20 protein-coding genes and 1 pseudogene are annotated in these 21,526 nt (G+C 66.7%); 12 read left to right on the top strand and 9 right to left on the bottom strand.

From position 1 onward, the window contains the following. Nucleotides 1-28 precede the first annotated feature (28 nt). The 5 genes from ABT294_RS22565 (at nucleotide 29) to ABT294_RS22545 (ending at nucleotide 6,175) form a co-directional block, all read left to right on the top strand. A complete protein-coding gene (locus tag ABT294_RS22565) occupies nucleotides 29-1,924 on the top strand; it encodes a DUF2075 domain-containing protein (protein ID WP_350808187.1) in 1,896 nt (631 codons plus the stop codon). 179 nt (nucleotides 1,925-2,103) lie between these two features. After that, nucleotides 2,104-2,964: a hypothetical protein gene (locus ABT294_RS22560; protein ID WP_350808186.1), complete on the top strand. Its 861-nt coding sequence runs from the start codon at nucleotides 2,104-2,106 to the stop codon at nucleotides 2,962-2,964. A 130-nt stretch (nucleotides 2,965-3,094) separates the two neighbouring features. Further along, nucleotides 3,095-5,020: an alpha/beta hydrolase gene (locus ABT294_RS22555; protein ID WP_350808185.1), complete on the top strand. Its 1,926-nt coding sequence runs from the start codon at nucleotides 3,095-3,097 to the stop codon at nucleotides 5,018-5,020. Next, the gene (locus tag ABT294_RS22550; protein ID WP_350808184.1) at nucleotides 5,021-5,548 is read left to right on the top strand and encodes a hypothetical protein; all 528 of its coding nucleotides are present in this window, start codon (nucleotides 5,021-5,023) and stop codon (nucleotides 5,546-5,548) included. It abuts the gene before it with no gap. Nucleotides 5,549-5,818: 270 nt separating this feature from the next. Then, nucleotides 5,819-6,175, top strand: a complete 357-nt coding sequence (locus ABT294_RS22545; protein WP_350808183.1) for a Tn3 family transposase — start codon at nucleotides 5,819-5,821, stop codon at nucleotides 6,173-6,175. Nucleotides 6,176-6,518: 343 nt separating this feature from the next. Here the strand turns inward: ABT294_RS22545 and ABT294_RS22540 are convergent, their stop codons facing one another. Continuing rightward, the gene (locus ABT294_RS22540; RefSeq protein WP_350808182.1) at nucleotides 6,519-7,109 is read right to left on the bottom strand and encodes a TetR/AcrR family transcriptional regulator; all 591 of its coding nucleotides are present in this window, start codon (nucleotides 7,107-7,109) and stop codon (nucleotides 6,519-6,521) included. A 93-nt stretch (nucleotides 7,110-7,202) separates the two neighbouring features. On the opposite strand from ABT294_RS22540, the gene ABT294_RS22535 reads away from it, so the two are divergent. Both ABT294_RS22535 and ABT294_RS22530 read left to right on the top strand, forming a co-directional pair. Continuing rightward, a complete protein-coding gene (locus ABT294_RS22535; protein WP_350808181.1) occupies nucleotides 7,203-8,624 on the top strand; it encodes an MFS transporter in 1,422 nt (473 codons plus the stop codon). Between the two features lie 23 nt (nucleotides 8,625-8,647). Next, on the top strand, nucleotides 8,648-9,598 hold the full coding sequence (locus tag ABT294_RS22530; RefSeq protein WP_350808180.1) for an SDR family NAD(P)-dependent oxidoreductase: 951 nt from the start codon (nucleotides 8,648-8,650) through the stop codon (nucleotides 9,596-9,598). Nucleotides 9,599-10,061: 463 nt separating this feature from the next. Here the strand turns inward: ABT294_RS22530 and ABT294_RS22525 are convergent, their stop codons facing one another. Together ABT294_RS22525 and ABT294_RS22520 are read right to left on the bottom strand one after the other, a co-directional pair. Next, nucleotides 10,062-10,811: a PP2C family protein-serine/threonine phosphatase gene (locus ABT294_RS22525; protein WP_350808178.1), complete on the bottom strand. Its 750-nt coding sequence runs from the start codon at nucleotides 10,809-10,811 to the stop codon at nucleotides 10,062-10,064. Nucleotides 10,812-11,016: 205 nt separating this feature from the next. Then, nucleotides 11,017-11,355 carry a hypothetical protein gene (locus tag ABT294_RS22520; protein ID WP_350808177.1) on the bottom strand — a complete coding sequence of 113 codons (339 nt, stop codon included), beginning with the start codon at nucleotides 11,353-11,355 and terminating at the stop codon, nucleotides 11,017-11,019. Between the two features lie 668 nt (nucleotides 11,356-12,023). On the opposite strand from ABT294_RS22520, the gene ABT294_RS22515 reads away from it, so the two are divergent. Together ABT294_RS22515 and prfH are read left to right on the top strand one after the other, a co-directional pair. Beyond that, the gene (locus tag ABT294_RS22515) at nucleotides 12,024-13,172 is read left to right on the top strand and encodes an RNA ligase RtcB family protein (RefSeq protein WP_350808207.1); all 1,149 of its coding nucleotides are present in this window, start codon (nucleotides 12,024-12,026) and stop codon (nucleotides 13,170-13,172) included. Beyond that, entirely contained in the window at nucleotides 13,169-13,831 is a 663-nt protein-coding gene (prfH, locus tag ABT294_RS22510) for a peptide chain release factor H (RefSeq protein ID WP_350808175.1), read from the top strand. The genes ABT294_RS22515 and prfH overlap by 4 nt, the downstream gene beginning before the upstream one ends. A 240-nt stretch (nucleotides 13,832-14,071) precedes the next feature. Here prfH and ABT294_RS22505 read toward each other — a convergent pair whose 3' ends face one another. Continuing rightward, complete coding sequence (locus ABT294_RS22505; protein WP_350808173.1) at nucleotides 14,072-15,655, bottom strand: serine/threonine-protein kinase; 1,584 nt, start codon at nucleotides 15,653-15,655, stop codon at nucleotides 14,072-14,074. A gap of 263 nt (nucleotides 15,656-15,918) precedes the next feature. Continuing rightward, nucleotides 15,919-16,086 (bottom strand): hypothetical protein, encoded by a 168-nt coding sequence (locus ABT294_RS22500; RefSeq protein WP_350808172.1) that lies wholly within the window; start codon nucleotides 16,084-16,086, stop codon nucleotides 15,919-15,921. 178 nt (nucleotides 16,087-16,264) lie between these two features. Here ABT294_RS22500 and ABT294_RS22495 point away from each other — a divergent pair, with 178 nt between their 5' ends. The 3 genes and pseudogenes from ABT294_RS22495 to ABT294_RS22485 form a co-directional block, all read left to right on the top strand. After that, nucleotides 16,265-16,765 carry a hypothetical protein gene (locus ABT294_RS22495; protein WP_350808170.1) on the top strand — a complete coding sequence of 167 codons (501 nt, stop codon included), beginning with the start codon at nucleotides 16,265-16,267 and terminating at the stop codon, nucleotides 16,763-16,765. Between the two features lie 63 nt (nucleotides 16,766-16,828). Next, a complete protein-coding gene (locus ABT294_RS22490; RefSeq protein WP_350808168.1) occupies nucleotides 16,829-17,641 on the top strand; it encodes a transposase in 813 nt (270 codons plus the stop codon). Continuing rightward, a pseudogene (locus tag ABT294_RS22485) lies at nucleotides 17,642-17,818 on the top strand (IS30 family transposase); the annotation flags it as partial. It lies immediately after the preceding gene. A 53-nt stretch (nucleotides 17,819-17,871) separates the two neighbouring features. Here ABT294_RS22485 and ABT294_RS22480 read toward each other — a convergent pair. The 4 genes from ABT294_RS22480 to ABT294_RS22465 form a co-directional block, all read right to left on the bottom strand. Beyond that, entirely contained in the window at nucleotides 17,872-18,489 is a 618-nt protein-coding gene (locus tag ABT294_RS22480; protein ID WP_350808167.1) for a DUF1707 SHOCT-like domain-containing protein, read from the bottom strand. 3 nt (nucleotides 18,490-18,492) lie between these two features. Next, nucleotides 18,493-19,296 carry an alpha/beta fold hydrolase gene (locus ABT294_RS22475; RefSeq protein WP_350808165.1) on the bottom strand — a complete coding sequence of 268 codons (804 nt, stop codon included), beginning with the start codon at nucleotides 19,294-19,296 and terminating at the stop codon, nucleotides 18,493-18,495. Nucleotides 19,297-19,439: 143 nt separating this feature from the next. Continuing rightward, complete coding sequence (locus tag ABT294_RS22470; RefSeq protein ID WP_350808164.1) at nucleotides 19,440-19,715, bottom strand: DUF1048 domain-containing protein; 276 nt, start codon at nucleotides 19,713-19,715, stop codon at nucleotides 19,440-19,442. Nucleotides 19,716-19,912: 197 nt separating this feature from the next. Next, nucleotides 19,913-21,139 carry a serine hydrolase domain-containing protein gene (locus tag ABT294_RS22465; protein ID WP_350808206.1) on the bottom strand — a complete coding sequence of 409 codons (1,227 nt, stop codon included), beginning with the start codon at nucleotides 21,137-21,139 and terminating at the stop codon, nucleotides 19,913-19,915. Between the last annotated feature and the right edge of the window lie 387 nt (nucleotides 21,140-21,526).

Raw genomic sequence — 21,526 nt, 5'->3', positions numbered from 1 at the left:
TGGCTCCATTTGCAGAGGAGCAGCTTTCGTGGCATCACGCTGTCTATACCAGGCAACCGCCAGCGAACTCGCCGCCCTTATCTCTGCAGGCGGGCTTCTCCAAGAGCTCAGGCGAAGCTACGGCGAATTGATTGGCGGGGATCTGAATCCCCTAGAAGTTGAATCATGGCGCAACAGCATCCCCACGGTCGTTGATCTTTTACTGGAAGAGGGCCTGGGCGATGTGCAGGTGCTGGTCGAGGTGAAGACGCCGATCAGCGATGTGCGGATAGACATGGTGCTGGTCGGCTCCTATCCGGACAACGGGCAGATGTCACTGGTTGTGGTGGAGAACAAGCAGTGGCAGTGGGCTACACCCGGACCGAGCCCAGAACTGGTCTACCTCTCTAGGTCACCGAACCCAAGACCGCACTCACACCCCATCAGGCAAGTCTGGGACTACCGCCAAGTCTTAATCGACTACATCTCCTTAGTCCGGAGGTCGGCCAAGGTACACTGCATTGTCAACATGCACAATGCCATCAGCGAGAACTTGGCGGCGATCCGACCTGCCACCATCGGCCTCGAATATGACTCCTCCTTGGTTCGGATGTTCTGTTCTGATCATCGTGATCACTTCAAAAGGACACTTCGCGCCGTCCTCTCGCCAAAAAAGGCGTCCGACTATGCACAAGAGTTTCTGGAAGCGCCAGTACGCCCAACCGAAAGCCTTATGACGGTGGTAAATGAGAGCGTTTGCCGACGGTCGGTCTTTCCCTTGCTCGATGAGCAAAGGGATGCCTACGAGTACGTGAGAGCGGCGGTGAACGCGAGCAAGCAGGGCGCCCCCAAGGAGGTCGTCTTGATCGTGGGCGGTCCAGGCACCGGGAAGAGCGTAATCGCTGTGGAGCTGCTGGGCACCTTGAACCGGCAGGGTGTACATGCCGTACACGCCACAGGCAGCAAATCCTTCACTCTGACATTGCGCGACAACGTCGAGAAGGTCAACCGACGTGCCGCGCGTAGTTTTTCCTACTTCAACAGTTATATTCATGCCACCCCGCACAATATCGATGTTCTGATTTGCGACGAAGCTCACCGAATCCGCGAGACATCTGATCGTCGCCGTAACACCTATGACGGGGACCACGACCGACGACAGGGACGGCCTCAAGTACAGGAGCTGATCGAGGCCGCGGCCGTTCCGGTATTCCTGCTCGATGAGCACCAGCTGGTCCGCCGTGGCGAAGTGGGCTCCGTTCAGCTGATCCATGATGCCGCAGCCAGCATGGGAATAAAGGTTCAGCAAATCGATCTACGCCACCAATTTCGATGTGGCGGCTGTCCCGAATACGTCACCTGGGTGGAGCAGCTCCTGGGGTTGGGGTGGGAGGACGGCCCGCAACCATGGCGGCCCTTGGAGACCTTCGAGCTGTACGTCGCCCGCACTCCTGCGATCATGGAGGAATTTCTACGAGCCAAGCAGGCCGAAGGCGACAGCGCCCGCATGGCTGCCGGCTTCTGTTGGCCGTGGACCGACCCCCGCTCCAATGGGACGTTGGTCGAGGATGTTCAGATCGGCGACTGGCACCGCCCCTGGAACTCGCGAGCCGAGCGCGAGAAGAATGGCATCCCTCCGTCCAGCCTGTGGGCTACTCACCCAGCTGGATTCGGCCAGATCGGATGCATCTACACCGCCCAAGGTTTCGAATACGACTATGCAGGAGTCATTTTCGGTGACGACTTGACCTGGACGGGGCAGGATTGGCAAACCAACCGTCGAGCCAACAAAGATACCGAGGTGCAGGGCGCCCCCCGGTTCGGGGAACTGGTTCGCAACACATACCGTGTGCTGGCCACCAGGGGCATGTCCGGTGCGGTCCTGCATTCGACCGACCCGTCGACTAACCGCTTATTCGCGCAGCTCGGTGTACCCGTACTGTGATGTGAGCATTCGGCATGACAGAGTTCCCCAGCCCCGATAGGGGTGGTCAACCAGCTAAGTGAGGGTCAACAAGGCCCGCTGGTCGTGTTTTCCCGTTTCCAACCGTCTCGGCGGCCTCCGACAGCTCGATGTCGTCGAAGCCGTCGGCATCGGAAGCGACACCCTGCCAAGATCGCCACATGCTGCGATTAGTCACGACGCTCCTGGCGGTGATGTTGCTCCTCAGCAGCGGCCATCTATTGATCGGACCGCTGACGTTTGACGACCACGCCGCACAGGCCATCTGGACGTGGCGGACCAGCGGTGCCGCAAAGATCTGGCGCAAGGGCTTCGTCCCGGTCGGAGACCTGAGCGTGATCCCGCCAAAGGTGCTCAAACAGATCCAGCACGATGAAGAGTACGGCTGGGTCGTGGCCGGCCCGCTCCCCGCAGCGCCGACCGAGGCGCAGGTCCGCTGGGATGACGGGTCCGCTATGCGCGTCACCGTGATCTCACCGCGAGAGGCACTGGTGGCTCTGTCCCCCTGGGGTGCGGAGCTCTCCTTCTCCGACGACGAGGTGTACAAGCTGACCGGTGCCACCTACACGACGATGCGGCTGGAGACCGTACGCGGCATGGCCACCGTGCCCGCATGGCGGCTGCACTTCTCGAACCTGCCCGGCCCGATCGACTACGTCGCGGTCGATCAGGACGCGGTCGGCACCGTCGAAGACGCCATCGGCAAACACGTGTCAGGCGAAGGGGTCACGGACTTCAAGGTGCTCGACGAACGCACACTACTGGTGAGCTACGACTACGGCAGCTGCGGCAGAGAGCCGCTCGACGTCAGCCCACGAGTCCGCGAGGAGCCGGATGTAGTGGTCTTGGGGATCGACGTCCCCGATCAGGGTGACGGCCCGTGTGCGGGGGTTGGCCTGTCCGGCCAGGACGCCATCAGGCTCGACGAGCCGTTGGGTGACCGTGTGGTGTTAGACGTAGCAAGCAGGCTCCCCGTCCTCTGTCATCGTGCGCGGCACGCGTGCCGTTTCAGTGACGCGTAACACCGGCCTCGCGCCCCAGAGAAAGGCTTGAGACACCAACCTCTATAAGGATCTGCGGTCGGGGCGCCTCCCATAACGACTCCGCATATCGCGCGCACGAGCAGCGGCAAAACGTGACATCGTCGGATTTGTGGAGGGCGATACAGCCGGTTTAGAAGAAGCCCTCAGCCGCGTGGTGCGGCTGGCGGGCGACCACATCAGCGCGCTCGACTCCACCATGCGCCACATGACGGCCCACGCCTGGGTCGGCGGCGGCGCAGGCCCCTTCACGCAAGCCACCCACGACCAACGCACCCGGCTCCAGCGGGCCTTCGAAACTGCAGCAGCGCAGATCGCCGAGCGCATCCGCGCCCTCGGCGGCCACGCCACCGCGCCATCGCTGTCAACCCCGCTCCCCGTCGCCACGTCCACGAGGGGCGGCTACGCCGGGATGAACGTGGAGGCGATGACCCGCATGGTGGCCGACCTGGAGCGCGCGGGGCATGAACTCCCCGCCGCAGGAAGCCAGCTCTCCGCAGCGCTGGCCTCCGCATGCGTCAGCGCCGCGCCCGCCCAACAGGTCGCGGAGGTGGGCGCCTGGGCCACCGAACAAGCCACCGACCTGCGCAGGCGGCTGACCGTACTCCAGCAGCGTCCCGACGGCGACATGGCCAACGCGGCCGTGCTTGGCTTCGGGCTCTTCGGCGGGTCCGCCCCCGACCCGAGCGGCCTCGGCAACATGCTGACCGCCGCCGCGGCCGGCGACCCCTCAGCGCTGGAGAAGGTGGTGGCGGCGCAGAACACCGGCAAGGACCCGACCCTCGCCGCCCGGGTCAGCGCCTGGTGGCAGCTGCTCGACCCGGCCGCCCGCCAGCGGCTCATCGACGCCGCGCCGCATCTGATCGGCTCGCTCAACGGCGTACCCGCCGCCACCCGCGACAGCGCAAACCGGGCCTACCTGGGCTTACGCAAGGGCGATATTGCCAAGCGGTTGGCGGAACTGAGGGGGCTGGAGGAGGCTATGAAGCAAGGGGCACGGCAGTCCTATCTACGCATGGAGATCAATGCGTTGGAAGCGGAACAGCGACAGATCGGGGCCGTCGAGAAGAGCCTGCCGATGGGCGGAGTCAACGGTCGCCCGCCGGCGCTCCTGCTCCACTTCGAACTGGGCGGACTCGGCAAGGCCGCCATTTCCTTCGGTGACCCCGACAAGGCCGACTCAGTGGTCACCTCCGTGCCGGGTACAGGCAGCACATTAGAGGGGATCGGCGGTGACGCGGCTCGCGCCGCGACCCTGTGGGACCAGGCCAACTTTACGGCCCACTCCCACACGAAGATCGCTTCGATCATCTGGCTCGGCTACGAGGCACCACAACTCGACGCGGGAATTCTCCGTGCCGACACCTCCGTGGCATCGCCCAACCTTGCCCAGGCCGGAGCAGGCTCACTGGCCAGTTTCCTCGACGGTCTCCACGCCACGCACCAGCCTGCTGGCACACCGCGATTCACCGTGCTGGGCCACAGCTACGGCAGTGTGGTGACCGGTATGGCCGCGCAGACGCGGAAAGGAACGTTCGCCGATCAACTCATTCTTGTAGGAAGTCCCGGGACGATGGCGGCGCGGGCGAGCGATCTCGGAGTCAAGCAGGTCTGGGTAGGCGAGTCACCCCAGGACCCCATCGCCGACCTCGGGCATCTTCCAATCAGCGGCGGGCGGAACCCCATCTCTGGCGTGCTCACCCCCTGGTTCCCGAATGGTGCGGGCCCCTTCGGGACCGACCCCAGCAACATCGCCTTTGGTGCCAACCGCTTTGTCGTCGATCCCACGCCGGCCGGTTTCACCGGCTACGACATTGCGACACACTCTGGTTACTGGGCTCGGCGCTCGGCCTCTCTGAGAAACATGGGATTCATCATCGATGGTCAGTACGATGACGTGTCGAAGCTGCCAACGCCGAAGCAGGCACCGCCTCCGACGCCCCATCTAACATCGCCACCTACGGCACGCCCTGCTCCGGACCCGGTGTCCCCGCCGTCGCCGACTCCCCAGTCCTCACCCACGCCGACGGGAGACTAGATGTTCCGCGCCGTCAGGTTGATCACCGCAGCAGTGATTCTCGTCGCCGGATGCGCACCCGGCGGAGGCCCGGGAGGAGCCATGAATCCATCGGCCGACAAGCCAACGATCACCAAAGCACAGGCACTCACCCGGATTGAGCAGCTCATCAACGGGACCGTCAGCGTCATCCATCCCAAGCCTCAACTGGACCTGTATCAGCCCAGCCTCAACGACGGCCTCTGCCTCGACCCGCAGGATGGCGGCTCCGAAGACCGGATCGAGGTCAGTCGCGAGTATTACCTGCGAGGACTGCCCAAGACCGAGGATGCACTCAAGGAGGTGATCGCCGAGGTGAAGGCGTACTGGCAGAAGCAGGGCCACTACATTGCGGTCGAGCACGAGAACGGCCTGCAACTCTACGGGCGCTCTCGCCCCGACGACTTCCTTATCACCATCGGCCGGGAGGCCGATAACGTGCTCAGCCTTGGCGCCACCTCCACCTGCCTCTGGCCCAACGGAACCCCTGAGCCCTCCTCCACCCCCTGACGCCGGCAGAGCCCCCGCCCCATACGACGCAGCGGCATCCGCGCGGAACGCAACGGCCACGTTGTGGCGCCCATGCATAGCTCGGCATGCATGCGCCGGGCACCGTAGGTGCTGCGTCAGCGCTGGTTGATCGGCCGAATCAAGCCGGTCAGCAAGGCGTGTCGGATGCCCGCAACGAGGGCGGCCGATCCTGGCAGGCGTAGTCTCCGGAGACCGAAACTCCGGCTCGATCAAAGCCCACCGTTCGTCGGATAGGTCGCTCGGTACGGCTTGCGCTCGCTCACCCGGCCATCCCAGCACACCCAAGCCCGCCGACCGGCCGTTACGCCGCAGATCGCGCAGCAGGTCGGATTCGAGCACGGGTTCGTCGCCACCCCGGATACCACCTGGACCACCGAGTACTACGGCAAGGCGATCGGCGAACTCCGCGCCCAGGGCCGCGACGTCCCCGACGAGCTGCTGTCGTTCATCGCCCCCGGTCACCGCGAGAACATCAACTTCTTCGGGTTCATCACTGTCGACATCGAAGCCGAGCTGGCCGAGCTGATCGAGGGGTGGCGGCCCCTGCGCCCGACTAGGGTCCACGATGCGGGCCTACCCTTCCTGCTGAACCCGTGCCCCCGCTAACCCCGGACAACGAGACGATCACGGCCGTCGCTTCCGCGCCACTGGCCAACTCGACACCCTTGCCCGCGTCCTGGGGCTTTTGGGCAGAACTGTCACCGGAGACGCGCCTCACCTCACCAGGGCAAACGCCAAAAGGTAGCGACAACGGCCCCGGAGCTTCGGGTCGCATTCGGAGGACCACCCCCGTCTGGCGCTGCACAACGCTTCGGCCAGTGACCACCCGACCAGGCCAGTCCTGTCGAGCGTGCCGGATGAACCTGGCATACGCCGTCGCTCTGCTGCGGTGTGCCCACGGCATCACTGGCTTCAGCATGGCGGGCAAGTCGGCCAGGTGGGGGCTTGGTCAGACTTCTTTGGGCGGCTCGGGCCAGCCGGATACGAGAAGGTCGAAGATGGCGTTCAGCGCGGCCAGGGGGTCGGGTTCCGTGCCCGCGAGCTCGGGGATCTCCAGGACATAGCGGGCGAGAGCGCGGACGGTCATGTCGGAGGGGTCGCGGCCGCTCTCGGCGGCGATCGCCTCAGCCAGGGATCCCTCGCTGGCTATCCACAGCTTGCGTGAGTATTCCCGCAGGGCGGGCGTGCTGACGATCAGGTCGCGCTTGCTCCGCAGTTCGGGCGGGAGATCGTTGGTGAAGGGTCCCCGGGCTGCCATGCAGCGGCGCAGGGCTTCCAGCACTGACTGGCCGGAGGGCCGGTCGCGGACCGCGGCGACCAGCCAGAGGCGTCGTTCGGCGCCGTCGTCGAAGATCAGCGCTTCCTTGCCGTCCGGCACGTGCGCGAACAGGGTGGCGATGGAGACGTCCGCCTCGTCGGCGATCTGAGCGACGGTGACGCCGTCGTACCCGTGCTCGCAGAACAGCCGCAACGCGGCCTCCGACAACGCCCGGCGGGTCTGGGCCTTCTTGCGCTCGCGGCGCCCCATCGTCGTCGACATGTCCCCATCGTATCCAGAACCCGGAACGCGTCTGAATCTATAGTGGTTATAGTTTCTGAGTCAGTTCAGATTTCTTGTGAATGGAGATGCGTCATGGCAACCCCCGCAACCGTCGGCCCGCCGACGATCGCGTCCACTCGGCGCATGTGGGCGATCTTGGGGTTGGTGCTGCTCGCCGACGCCCTCGACATGATCGACGCCACGGTCACCAACATCGCCGCGCCCACGATCACCGCCGAGCTGCATGGCGGCGAGGGCCTGATCAAGTGGCTCGGGTCGGCCTACATGCTCGCGATGGGCGTCCTGCTCGTGGTCGGCGGGCGGCTGGGCGACAAGTACGGCCAGCGCAGGCTGTTCCTCATCGGCATGAGCGGCTTCACGATCGCCTCGGCCGTGGCGGGACTCTCGCCCAACCCCGCTCTGCTGATCCTCGCCCGCGGCGCACAGGGCGCGTTCGGCGCGCTCTTGATCCCGCAAGGCATGGCGATCATGACAAGGACGTTCTCGCGTGACATGCTCACCAAGGCGTTCGCCTTGTTCGGCCCCCTGCTGGGGGTCGCCTCGGTCGGTGGCCCGATCCTGGCCGGGTTCGTCATCGACGCCGACATCGCCGGGCTGTCGTGGCGCCCGATCTTCCTGGTCAACCTGGCGCTCGGCGGCCTCGGCCTGGTTCTGGCCGTCCGGCTGCTGCCGCACGACGACGGCGACGCGTCCACCTGCGTGGACGGGGTGGGCTCAGGGCTGCTCGCCGCCACCATGTTCGGCCTGCTCCTGGGGCTGGTCGAGGGGTCGAGCAACGGCTGGACCGCCATCCCGATCCTCTCGATCGCCGCCGGCCTGGTGTTCCTGGCGGCCTTCGCCCGCCGCCAGAGCACCGCCACCGACCCGCTGGTCAAGCCCTCCCTGCTGCGCAACCGCGGCTTCAGCTCCGGACTGCTCGTCGGACTGATCATCTTCGCCGCCACCACCGGGCTGGTCTACGTCCTCTCCCTGTTCATGCAGCAAGGGCTGCACGCCTCGGCCCGGGACGCCGCCCTGGGCCTACTGCCGATGACCGTCGGCATCATCGTTGCCTCGGGAGCATGCATGGCGCTGATCAAGAAGCTGGGCCGCACTCTCATCTTCCTCGGCCTGGCCGTCATCCTGATCGGCTGCGGCTGGCTACTCGTCCTGGTCACAGCCTCCGGCACGAACCTGAGCCTATGGGCCCTCGCACCAGCCGTCTTCCTCACCGGCCTGGGGATGGGCGCCTGCTACGCAACGATCTTCGACGTCGCGATCGGCGACATCGATCCCGACGAGGCCGGCAGCGCCAGCGGCTCCCTGTCGGCCATCCAGCAACTGGCGGCCGGTATCGGCTCGGCCGCCGTCACCTCGGTCTTCTTCCAGTCGGCCGGCTCCGGCTTCGGCCCCGCCATGACGACCAGCCTCATCGTCGTCGTAGCCCTCACCGCCATCACCGTCCCGGCCGTGACCCTGATGCCCAGACGAGCACCAGAAGAACTCCAGCACTGACGCAGACCGTAAGGAGCCCGACAATGTCCTCCCTCCACAACCCAGCCCCCTGGGACGTACGACGCCTGCCGCGCGCCGAGGGCAAGAACTTCCTCGTCACCGGCGGCAACGCGGGCATCGGCTACTTCGTCGCCGAACAACTCGCCGGCACCGGCGCCACCGTCATCCTCGCCAGCCGTGACACCGCCAAGGCCGAAGCCGCGCAGGTCGCGATCCGCGCCCGCGTCCCCGGCGCACACGTCCGTCACATCCGCCTGGATCTCGCCGACCTCTCCTCGCTCAAAGCCTCCGCGGACGCCCTGAGACTGGACAGACTGGACGCGATCGTCTGCAACGCCGGAGTGCTGCTCGACCAGCCGCCACGGCGCGAGACCAACGACGGCCACGAGCTGATGTTCGCCACCAACTATCTGGGGCACTTCGCGCTGATCTCGTGGCTCACACCCCTGCTGACAGCCACACCCGCGAGCCGCGTCGTCACCACCGGCAGCTTCACGGCAAAGTCCGAGAACCTGGACCTTGACGATCTCCAGAGCACGCGCGACTACCGGCCGAAACGCACCTACGCACGATCCAAACTCGCGCAGATGCTCTTCGGCTTCGAACTCGACCGCCGCCTGCGCGCCGCCAGCAGCACGACGCTGAGCGTGATCACCCACCCCGGCGGCGCACTCGACTCCCTCACCCCCTCACGCCCGCCAGTCCACCTCCGAACCACCGGCGAACGACTGCGCGGCCTGCCGGCCGGCCTCCTCCTGCAAAGCAAGGAGGCCGCCGCCTGGCCCGCCGTCCGGGCCGTCCTCGACCCGTCCGTACGCGGCGGCCAGCTTTGGGGACCTCGGATATTCGGAATCCGCGGCCTGCCCACCCTCGAACCCATCCAAGGTCACCTGGCCGACACCGCACTCGCAGCGCGCCTGTGGACCGCCACCGCCAGCCTGACCGGCCTCGATCCAAGCTCGAATCTCAGGTAAGCCGCCTCGAGTCAAGGACGTGGTTCTCATAAGCGATCGATTCCGAGAGCAGATCACCAACACGTCTCACGGGACGGTCGACAGCTTCGAATCCTTCTCATAACTTGTTCTCACTCAAGTCCTCGACCGAGGTTGTTTTGAGAGATGTTTGAGAGAATTCCACCCGATCACGCTGTGACAGTTCGGGCATTCAAGTCGCGAACCGCCCACTGGGATCGCGCTGCATCTCATCGAAGAACGCCCGGGACCTGTGTATGGCCGCTGCCCCGCAGGGCCGGTCCACGACGCGCCTGCCTCGGCGATCGCCGCCTACAGCCCATGCCGTGCGCGGCCCAGGACGTCCTTTTGCACTAGGGGGGGAGAGCCGAAAGGCGGCCTCACGGATTTCTCGCGGGCCGCCTTTCTGTGTGGGACTTGACGCCGTCGACTCCGACACCGCGCTTCAATGATTCATGCGGTGAGGCTAATCAATGAACGTGCATTCCTCTCGATGTAACTCGAAATCGACAAATTCGATGACGACCAGGGCGATGTTGTCCGGACCACCGTGCTCCCCGGCAAGGGCTTCGAGACGATCAGCCGCTTCTGCCGATCCGCCGGGTCCGCTCAGAATCTCCATCAGGAGCGTGTGAGGAACCACCGCGCTGAGTCCAGCCGTGCACAGTAAGATCCGGTCACCGGGAGACAGACTGAGGACCACCAGGTCAGGGGCATGCCCCTCGGACCGTCCGTCGAGGAAACTCGGGATCCGTTCCGGTGGCTCCGGCACGCTGCCGGCCTCAGCCATACCGTGGGCATGCCCCTCGGTCGTCCAGATGAGCTCAGCGGCTCCGCTGTCTGTTTGTCGTACGACATACGTCTGTGTATCGCCTATGTTCGCAAAGACCCCCAAGGTCCCAGACCACAGCAAGGCCACCAGGTCGGCGCCCATGCCCGCCAGCTCGGCTTGAGCCTCGATCTTTCGCTCAATGGACTCGTTCGCCGAGTGGATCGCACGCTCGAGAACGGTTGTCAGATCTGACGGGTCGATATCGTCATCCCACCGATCGCACTTCTTCAAGGATTCGATCACGAGGTGGGTGGCAACGTCGCCGGCGGGCCGCCCCTTGCTGTCGGCTATCGCGAACAGCAAAGGACCCACGTAGATTTCGTCCTCGATAGGTTGGCGCGCAAGTTCGATGTAGCGGGAGGCTGAATTCCAGGCGAGTCTCACGACTTCACGTACCTTCCATGTCAGAGCAGGGATCTTTAGGCGAGGTTACGTAGGTGGCATGCGCGGTTACGGATGTGGAACTCGGCGCGCGAAGGTGCGAACAGTTCATCGTCTTTCGCGACGATGAACGATACGCCTGGGCTCGTCCACGCGGTCGATCCGAGGCGTCTTCCCAGGCAGGGCCGCCGGAACGTTCTCACGACGCTCACGCGGCACAGCCAAGGCAGATGATCGAGTAGCGTTCCGCGACGAGGCCGGCCAGCGCTTCGACGCCTTGGGCTTCGCGTTCCGCTTCGCCGAAGGTGAGGGCGGCCGAGGGGTCGGCGTGGATGTCAGAGGCGAGGCTGGCACGGCCGAGCGTTCCGCAGCGCTCGGGTGAGGCGCCGCCACCGAGACGGCCGGCGGTCGAGGTGAGGCGATACCGATTCCCCATCCGTTCCAGATACCGATGCCGACACAGGCCAGAAAGACTGCAACAAGCGTCGGCACGGTCAGTCGGCGGGATGGCCGATCCGGTGGGACCGGGGATGAGTACGTGCGCCAACCCATTGAGTCGGATGCGACGGGGAGCCGAGGCCGGCTCCGGAGCGGCAGGCCGTAGGGGGGTCGCCCTACCTGTCTGCGAGGCGCGGCGGGGCAGTCCTGGTCATCGTGCATGGTCCTCCTCGCGCTGCTTGTGCATGCCAGCGTGACGCAACCAGCGTCGCGTGGCGGGAACGACACGGCATGGCGAGCGGTACGAAGCGAACGACCCCGGATCGGACCAGGGCCGAAGGGCGCATGAACAGCGGGCTCGGATCATCAACAGGCCCTGCGCGCCGGTGGTGGCGAACGCCACCAGCACGCCGAACAGCCACGGCATGACCCCCGACCAGGTCGGCCGCGCCGCCCGCTCACCAGACCGCCAGCAAGCCGACCGGCACCCAGGTCGTGGCAGGCCTCAGCAGGTCGAACGCAGCGCACCCGCACGTCGTTGAGTAAGGGTGCGCGCAGGCACGCAACCCCATACGGCCGAAAACCGCTTGCCTCGCATGACGGGGCTCAGAGAATGTGGTGTCCATGATGCTCTGACGGACAGCACTCCACTACTCCGAGATGCCACGGCGCCGGCTCGCGCCGTAACGCCGCCCGCCCATCCCCTGTTCAGCGAAGAGAGCGTCTTTGTCTCAACCACACTCTCGGCAGGAATTCTCGCTGCCGTCCACCCCGGCCATGGGGTCGGCCACCGTCACCGTGTTCGCCTCCCCCACAAGCTGGATCGAGTCCGATGCCGTCGCGCAGTGCCATCAGGTGGCCGCCCTCGACGGCATGATGCACGTCGCCGCCATGCCGGACCTGCACCCCGGCAAGGGAGCCCCCATCGGCGCCGCCATGGCGTCGGCCATCTTGTACCCGTTCCTGGTGGGCTCCGACATCGGTTGCGGCATCGCCGTGTTCCCCGTCAAGCTCAAGCGCGCCGTACCCGAGAAGCTGGCCGCCCGGTTTCCCGATCTCGATCGCGCGCTGGACCCTGAACGGGATGCCGACGATCCCGCCTGGGCCGTGGTGAAGGGTGATATTCCGGCCGGTCATGTCGAGGGCCTCGGTACGGTCGGCCGGGGCAACCACTTCGTCGAGCTGGCGCGAATCGGGACCGTTTTCGAGCCGGGGCACGCGAGCCGTCTTGGACTCGCCGCCGACGACCTGGTTCTCATCGTCCACAGTGGTTCGCGAGGGCTGGGCGAACGGATCCTGCGGGCGCACACCGAGGTCCACGGCGCGGGCCCTGCCCCTGATCCCGGCGCCTACCTGGCGATGCATGACGACGCCGTACGCTGGGGATCCCTCAACCGGCGGCTGCTGGCCGCCCGGGTCGCCCACGCGCTGGGGACAGAGCCCACCGAGCCGATCGTCGACCAGTGCCACAACCTGGTCGAGATCCGCGACGGGATCTATCTGCACCGCAAGGGGGCGGCGCCGGGTGACGGCCGCGACGTGCTCATCGCCGGTACGCGAGGCACCCCTTCCTACCTTGTGGCCGCCCACGCCGGGCCGGATGCCGGCCATTCCGTGGCGCACGGCGCGGGCCGCAAGATGTCGCGTGCGGACGCGCTGCGCCGGGGGCGGGCCAAGCACACGGTCGAGGAGCTGCGCCGCACACCGGTGGGGTCGCTGGTGGTGTGCGGCGACCGGCAGCTGCTCTTCGAGGAGGCGCCAACGGCGTACAAGCGCATCGAGCAAGTGATCGCCGACCTCGTCGAGCATGACCTTGCCACGCCCGTGGCCACCACGATCCCTCTGGTCACCTACAAGACGCCCGACCTCGGGTCCACGCCCCAAAGGGACCGCCGGGATCAGCGCCGCAAGCGGGGCCGGCCGTGAGCGTCCACCTGCTCCTGTCGGCCGGGCGCGGCCCGCAGGAGTGCGCCTGGGCACTGGCCCAACTGCTGCACCGCCTGGAAGCCGACGCCACCCGGCACCATCTCGATACCCAACGGGCCCAAACTGTCCCCGGTGACCGGACCGGCACCTACCGATCAGTCCTCATCCAGATCGCAGGAGACGGTGCCGAGGCATTCGTCGCCTCGTGGAGCGGAACCCTGTGCTGGCAGGCCCCCAGCCCGTACCGGGCCAACACCGGCCGCAAGAACTGGTACGTCATCGCCCAACCGTGCCAGGTCGACACCCCACGCACGACGTTCACGGAAGCGGACGTCGACATCGTCGCTTGCCGCACCGGCGGCCCCGGCGGTCAACATCGAAACAAGGCCAGCACGGCCGTACGGGCGACCCACCGGCCCACAGGAATCGTCGTCGTGGTCGACACCGAGCGGCAGTTCAGCCTCAACCACCGCATCGCCATGCGGCTGCTGCGACAGCGCATCGAGCACGGCGACGAGGCGGCAGGACGCGCCGTCACCACCGCCCGCTGGCGCATCCACGATGAGCTCGTACGCGGCCACCCCACCCGCATCGAACGTCCGGAAACGTCGAAGCAAGACCTGGCTCCGCAGAAGCAGACACGCCGACGACGGCGGTAGTCCACCCCGACCACGCCCACCGCCGAAAGCGAATCGCATCCGGCAACATGAGGATCGCTAGGGCAAGAGCGTGCACAACCTCCAGGCTCTCGAGGTCAACCGTCCGGATTGAGCCCGTCGACTGCAGCGCGGCAAGGCCGATGCCATCGGCGCCGAAAAGCCGCTCGCGCCGTCCTGTCCGGGCAGGCAGCGGATCAGCGCTAGGCGTACGGCCCACCTGGTGGGTCCCGATGAACCGTGCTACGTGGCCGACTTCACCAGCCGATAGACATACTTCGCCAGGTCCCGGCCACGCGGTCTCGCCACCGCTGGCGCAGGCGAACCCTTGGTCAGCATCTCGTAGAAGACCTGCACGAGCAGGTTGTCTTTGCGGAACATCACGTGCGCGTACCCGTAGTCATTGCCGGTCGGGTTGGACAGGCACAGCTCATCCGCGAAATCATCAAGCCGCATGGCGTTCTTAAAGAAGTCGGTGCGCTCCTCTTCGAAGGCCGCCGACGCGCTGGAGTCGGTCGAGAATAGGAACAGCTTGACGGTGACGTCGGCAGCCCAGGGGTGCTTGTACCAATAGCCGTCAGTGCTCCAGCGACATTCGCGCGACTCCACGAGGTCGTCGAACTTGTCGACCGGCGTATCTTCCTTGCCGCCATCCATCTTGGGAATGATCTTTCTCGCCCGAGTCACCACCTTGGTGCAGATGTCGGGGATCGCGGTGTAGCGCGCGGCAGCCGTCGGCGACGGGCTCACCGTGGGCGTCGGGGACGAGGTGACGCTCGGCGTTGTGTGGGTTGCAGCCGGGGAGCCCGTTGCGCCCCGCTGCCGTCCGGCATTTCCACGGTCCTGGGAGATCAGGGAGGAAAGAGCGATAACGACCACTGCGAGGAGGAGCGCCACCACCGCCGCCACCGCGTTCCTCCGCTTCCAGACCGCCCCGGACGGCGGGTCCAGCACCTCCGCAGGCAGCGCCTTCGTCCGCGCGCGACCATCGGGTGGCAGGATCTGGGTCGCGGTGGCGACCGCGCGCAGTTGCGTGCCGGCATCGGCCGCGTCGAGACGCACGCTGGCATCACGCTCCAGCAGGCCGGAAATTGTCGGTGCCAACGCCCCTGCCCGCGTCATCGGCTCGGGGGCACGGGTCAAGGCCGATACGAGCGCGGCCGCCACATTGTCGGCGGCGTACGCTGGCCGACCCTCCACGGCGAAGTAGAGCGTGGCACCCAAAGACCACAAATCGGCCGCCGGACCCGGCTGAGAACCGTCCAGCCGTTCAGGGGCGATATAGCCGACGGTACCGACGAGCGACGTCGTCACGGTCGCGGTGGCGTCGGCGACCAACGCGATCCCGAAGTCGGTGAGCACCGCCCGCCCGTTGTCGTCGAGCAACACGTTCTGCGGCTTGACGTCCAGGTGCAGGACACCCTCGTCGTGCGCCGCCGACAGCGCGTCGAGCACCTGGCTGCCGATCTCCGCCGCCCACCGAGGATCCAGCGGCCCGTTGGTCTTGACCTCTTGGTCGAGCGAACAACCGGCGATGAAACGCATGACGATCCACGGCCGGCCGTCCTCCTCTAGGACGTCATACACCCCCACGATGCCCGGATGCTCGAGGCGGGCTATCGCCCTGGCTTCGCGCATCGCCCGCGCCCGCAGTCTGGCCTGCTCCTCCGCGCTGAGGCCGACGGCCGGAAGGTGGAGCTCCTTGACCGCGACCATGCGGTGCAGCTTCTGGTCGTATCCCCGCCAGACGGTGCCCATCCCGCCCGAGCCAACCGGCTCGCTCTCCAGCACGTATCGGCCGTCGGCGAGGCTCCGTCGTTCGCTCACGGATGCAGGGTCGTCAGCGTACATTCCGGCTCGACCACGCCCACCTCCGCGAACGATCTCATACCCGGACAGAGTGTAGTGACGCAGGCCTGCGAGGGCCGGATTCACTGACATCCGGCTATTCCCGACCCCAGGGAGCTCGCGACGTGCGCTACACAGCAGAGTTCGTTTAGTCGATCAGGGCCGGGTCGGCGATGGGGTCAGCCCAGCCATCCACAATGCCTTTGGTCAGCACGTCCGGGTGTGTGTAGGTGATGTCCATGTCACATCCGGATGGTCAGGTCGCCGTTGATGACGTCGGCCTGGCAGCCGACCTTGGCCTTAACCGTGACGATGTTCGTCACGGTCGTGCCCGTAGGCGTACCGTCGCTGTCCTTGCCGTTGTCCGTGCTGGTCTTGCTCTTCCGCCCGGCGCCGGCGTCACAAAGCATATGTCCCCTCCTTCTCCTCAGCGGGCTTCCTGCCGCCTTCCCCGGGTGGCGGCTATTACGGCCGGAAACAAGCCACCATTACCGCAAAGAAGGAGAAGCATCGGTTTGCGAACGATGTCAGTATTTCCAGCGCGCCTGAGCCTTTCACGCCCCCGAACATCCAGAAGTGGAGCGACCCATGTCCCGATCACTCATCTCCAGGATCGGCCCGCGCAAGAGCATCGCCGTCCTTGCCTCGGCCAGCGCCCTGGCCACCGCGGGTATCCTCACATTCGTCGGCCCCACCAACGCCGATGCCGCCGCGCCCAGCGAGTCGACGATCCAGTGCAGCAACGCCACGCTGAAGGGGCACTACATCTTCGGCGCCAACGGCACGTCGGTGCCCCCGAGCGGCGAGAGCATCCCGATCTCCACGGGCGGCCTCGACTACTTCGACGGCAAGGGCGGCGGCACCGGCATCGCCACCTTCGTGGTGAAGGACGCCCTGGTGAACGACCACACCCCGATCACGCTCTCCTACAACATCAAGAGCGACTGCAGCGGGAAGGCGTCGTTCCACCTGGGCGACAGCTCGGCGAACTTCAACGTGTACGCCGACCCCTCCGGGGCGTCGTTCGTCCTGGTCGCCACCGACCCGGGCAACGTGCTGGCGGGCACCGAAACCCGAGTGAGCCGGTAACCTCCCCCGCCCTTTCGTCCCGCCCATGGGGATTCGGCCGTCACGGCCGGTCCCCGCGGTTCTTTGTGCGCCACTGCGTTGTGCGCGGCGCCGGGCGCCCGCGCCACCGGCGCCAAGTCCGATCCCGCCGACGCCACCGCGGCCGCCCATGCCGCCATCGCCACCCCTGAACTGGCCCGACACCGCATCGACGAACACGTCCGCGAACTGCGAGTTCTGGTCGACTACCGCGCCGACCTCATCAAACGCCGCACCACGCTGATCAACCAGCTCAAAGCCCAGCTCCATCTCTGGCTCGACCACACCCCGGGCGACCTCGCCCGGCCCAAAGGCACGGACACGCTGGCCTGCCTGCTGGCCGCCGCCCACTTGGGCGCCCACGTCCGCAGGGTCCTCCTGGACATGACCGCCGACCTCTCGGAGCTCAACCGGCGTGTTCACGACCTCGACGCCACGATCAAGGAGATCGTCAGTCCGCTGGCCCCAGCCCTCCTGGAGATCACCGGCATCAGCCACAACTCCGCCGCGGTCCTCATCGCCGAGATCGGCGACATCACCCGCTTCCCCACCTCGGCCAAGCTCGCCCGCTACACCGGCTGCGCTCCCATCCCGGTCTACTCCTCAGACCAGGAACGCCACCGCCTCCACCGAGGTGGCAACCGCCGCCTCAACAGCGTCCTCTACACCGCGGCCATCGTCCAGAAACGCTTCCACCCAGCCGCCCAGGAACTCCTGGCCCGTCATGAACCCGCCAAAGGCAAACGCGGCGCCCGCCGTATCCTCCAACGCCACCTCATCGACGTCATCCACCGGGCAATGACCACCGATCGAGCGTCCGGGCAACACCAGATCACACACCATCGGTCTGCGGCTTGACATAGAAGCATCAACGGCCTGCTGCGCCGGTACTTCCCCAAAGGCAGCGACCTGGCCGTCCACACCCCCGACGACCTGGCGGCAGTCGCCGCCGAACTCAACGGCCGCCCACGCAAAGCGCTCGGCTGGGATACCCCAGCCGAGCGCCTCGCTAAGCTCCTGGCCGAAGCCAGATGACAAGCCGTGTTGCAACGACCCCTGGAATCCGCCGGTATCCGGGCACTTCCGCGTCACCGGCGCGGCGCCTGCCACCGGACGTCGAGGCGGCCGTGCCGCATTCGGCCTACCAGGCGGACGTGCAGTGTCTCGGGCGTGTTGTCGCCCGTGTCCTTGCTGATCGCCAGCGTGCTGTGCCGCACCGACAGCTCGTTGGCGTCCACCACCATGCCCGACGCGAGGACCAGCTCCACGTTGCCGCCCTTCACCCGCAGCTCGATGACCAGCTCGGGCGCGCTGCGCACCGCGCTGGTCAGGTCCAGCATCACGTGGGACCATGCGGTGCGCAGCGCCAGCCGGTGCGGCAGCGTCCACCGGCCGTCGCGGCGCACTGTGCCATGCCGCTCCTTGACGGTGAGCAGTTCGACGGTCGGCTCGGCCGGCGTCCCGGCGAACGGCGGCGTGAGTGCGCCGTCGCTGCCTGGCACCGCGATCAGATCGGTGACGAGCGGCGCCAGCGCGTCGATGGTGCGGGCGGCCAGCGCCGCGTCCAGCCGCTCGTCGAACTCGACCGGGTCGAGCCGGCCGTCGACGACGGCGGCGCGCAGCAGTTCGATGACCCGGTCGCGGTCCGCGTCGGACGCGCGCAGCGCGGGTGAGCTCGCCTGGCCGATGGTGATGCCGTCTGTCACGGCTTAGCCGACCGTGTGGCCGTGGGTGGCGGCGAGCTCGCGTACGGCCTGGGCGACGGCGGGGGAGTCGTTGCGCAGGATCTTGCTGTGGTTACTCGCGACCTTCGCGCTGATCTTGACGTTCGGGTTGCGGGCGAGCACAGGATCGAGCACGGCCCGTCCCTGTTCCATCTCCCCTTCCTGGCTCCCGAGGCTGTCACCCGTGGCCAGGACGAACCGCACCGGGCAGGTCAGGCGTTCGAGGACCGGCACGCTGGCGGCGGCGATCTCGTTGAGTTCGATGTTGACCTCGGCGTGCTGGTCAGCACTCATCCGCGCGGCCAGGCCCAGCCGGGCGGCGATCGGAAGGAACAACCGCATGCGGCGGAACAGCTTCCGGATCCGCTCCGCGCCGGCCTCGCCGGTGAGACCGACCGGAAAGGCGTCGACCGTGACCAGGCCGGCGACGCGGTCCGGATTCCGGTCGGCCCAGTGCCACCCCAGCACCCCACCGTAGGACCAGCCCACCAGGATCGGCCGGTCCACGCCCCTCGCCTTGAGGACGGCATCGACGTCACGGATGCAGGCCTCGAACGAGTAGTCCGCCGAGCGCTTCGATTTGCCGCGGGCGCGCTCGTCGTAGGTGATGTGCCGGTAGTCGCTGCCGAGGCCGGCGACGACGCGCCGCCAGTGTGACTGGTCGGCATAGGCGCCGTTGAGGTAGACCACAGGGATACTGGGGCCGCCGGTGTCGGTCACGGCCAGCGCCGTGTCGTCGACCGGCATCATGCCGGTCCAGGTCGAGTGGGTCGGGTTCGAGGCAGCCATGTGTGCTCCTTTGAATCTGTGAATGATGTACGGCGATCGCCGGCGCGATCGTTGTTCTTCGCCTTCCGGCGGCATTTCGTGTCCGGCTGGTGATCACAGGCCCCCACGCCGATAGCGTGAGTAGGAGGTGCAGGAGGTGGCCGCTATCCGTCGAAGTCCACGCCGCGCAGCACGCGCCGCGGGTAGTTGGCAAGAAACGCATCGGCGAACTCCATCGGGTCTTCACCGACGATTTCGCGGAGCGGGGTTCCGTCCGCCGCGCTCTGCTCGAACAGATCGACGAGATCCGTCCCCCGGTCCGAAGTACTGCAGGTACGGCTGCGCGCATCGATCGCCGTGTGATAGGTGGCGGGAAGCCGTTGCGTGCGCGCCTTGCATGGCCGATGGCGCCGCTTGTCGTCGATCGGCCCTTTGCCCAACCACGGGTAGCACCATCACGGATGGTGAACTGCGATCCTGGTGGTGCCCGAGGGGATCTCACACTTGGGCGGCCTCCGGCCGCCGCCTCAGGCAGACAGGGCCAAGCCCAGCCCCGCCCGGAAACGTCGACGGTTCTCCCCGCCAAAGATTGACCGCGCGTGGGTTGAGGACGGCCCTATCGTGCGCGGGCTCGGTGTCAGTCGTCGATGGCCTGGTAGAGCGTGGTCCAGAAGTCGTGGATGGCCCGCGCCGAATCCGGGGTGGACATCCCGACCTGGGTGAGCAGGAATCCGGTGAGCTGCTTGCCCGGGTCGGCGTAGGTCGAGGTGCCGGCTCCGCCGTCCCAGCCGAACTGGCCGATGGAGGCGTAGTCGCCGCGGTAGGTGCGCACCGCCATCCCGAATCCCCAGCCGCCGTGCTGGCCCTGGCCGTACGACACATGGACGTTGTTCTTGGCCAGGGTGATTCGGGCGGCTGTCTGCTCGGGCGTCATGCGGTTGGTGGTCATCAGCTCGACGGCGGGCCGGGACAGGATCCGCTGATTCCCGTGTATCCCGCCATTCAGCAGCATCCGGAAGTAGGCGTGGTAGTCGTCGACGGTGGAGTTCAGCCCGCCGCCGCCTGACTGGAACGCCGGAGGCCGGCTGTGGCGTCCGGTCTCGGCCTCGTCCACGAGGAACTCTCCGGTCTGCGGGTCGGGGACATACAGGGGCGGGAGCCGGTCGATCTGGTCAGCGGGCACGTGGAAACCGGTGTCCTTCATGCCTAGCGGATCGAAGATGCGTTCACGCAGGAACGTCTCGAACGACTGGCCCGTGACCCTGGCCACCAGCACGCCAAGGACATCATTGCTGATCTGGTACTGCCAGCCCTCTCCGGGCTGCTGCATCAGCGGAAGCGTGCCCAGACGGCGCATCCACTCATCCGGCTCGGGCATCGGCTCCGGCAGATTGGGCGTGAGCCCCTGCTCGAAAACCGCGTTCATGATCGGAGTGCCCAGTGCCGTCATATCCATGCCGAGCCCGAACGTGGAGGTCATCAGGTCCCGTACGGTGATCGGCCGCCGCGCCGGCACGGTGTCGTCCAGCGGGCCGTCGATCCGCTTCAGCACCCGCCGGTCGGCGAGTTCCGGCAGCCACGGCTCCACCGGGTCATCCAGCCGCAGCCTGCACTCATCCAGCAAGACCATCGCCGCCGCGATCGTGACCGGCTTGGACGTGGACGCCATCCGGAAGATCGTGTCCCGGCGCATCGGCGCGCCACCGTCATGGCGCATCGTCCCGATCGCTTCGACGTGCGTCTCACCGCCCCGGCTGGCCAGAGCGACCAGCCCGGGAATCTTCCCGGACTCGACATGCCGCGCCAGCACGTCATGCAGTCTGCGCAGTCCTGCTGCGGAGAAGCCGCTGTTGCCGGTTCCCATCATGAATGTCCCTTACCTATAGTGTTTGATCTTGTGATATCCGTCCTGGCGTGGCGCTCATGGGCTTGTATGAGCGCCACGCGAGGGTCGGGGGTGTCGGCGTGGCGCAGTTCGCAGCCCCGAGGCCGCAAGCGCTGAACCGTTCATGGCATCGTGCAGACCGTCGATGAACGTGGTGCTCGTCCCCGGGCACGATGAGCAGATCGACATCCTTGTCGATGGTCGCAACGCCGCCGTGTCCCGGGCCCGGTCAGGCCCTGTGCCTTATCCTCAAGCGTCGAGGGCTTCGGTGATCTTGCGGATCATCACGGCCGTAGCGGGCCCACCAGGGCCGGCCCGGGTGGGCCCGAGCGGCTGCCTGGACGGCAACGAGGACGGTGCCGCAGA

The sequence above is a fragment of the Nonomuraea sp. NPDC000554 genome, assembly GCF_040300065.1.
Lineage (GTDB): Bacteria > Actinomycetota > Actinomycetes > Streptosporangiales > Streptosporangiaceae > Nonomuraea.
The sequence above is the reverse complement of the archived record's forward strand: the minus strand, read 5'-3'. Positions and strand labels throughout refer to the sequence as shown.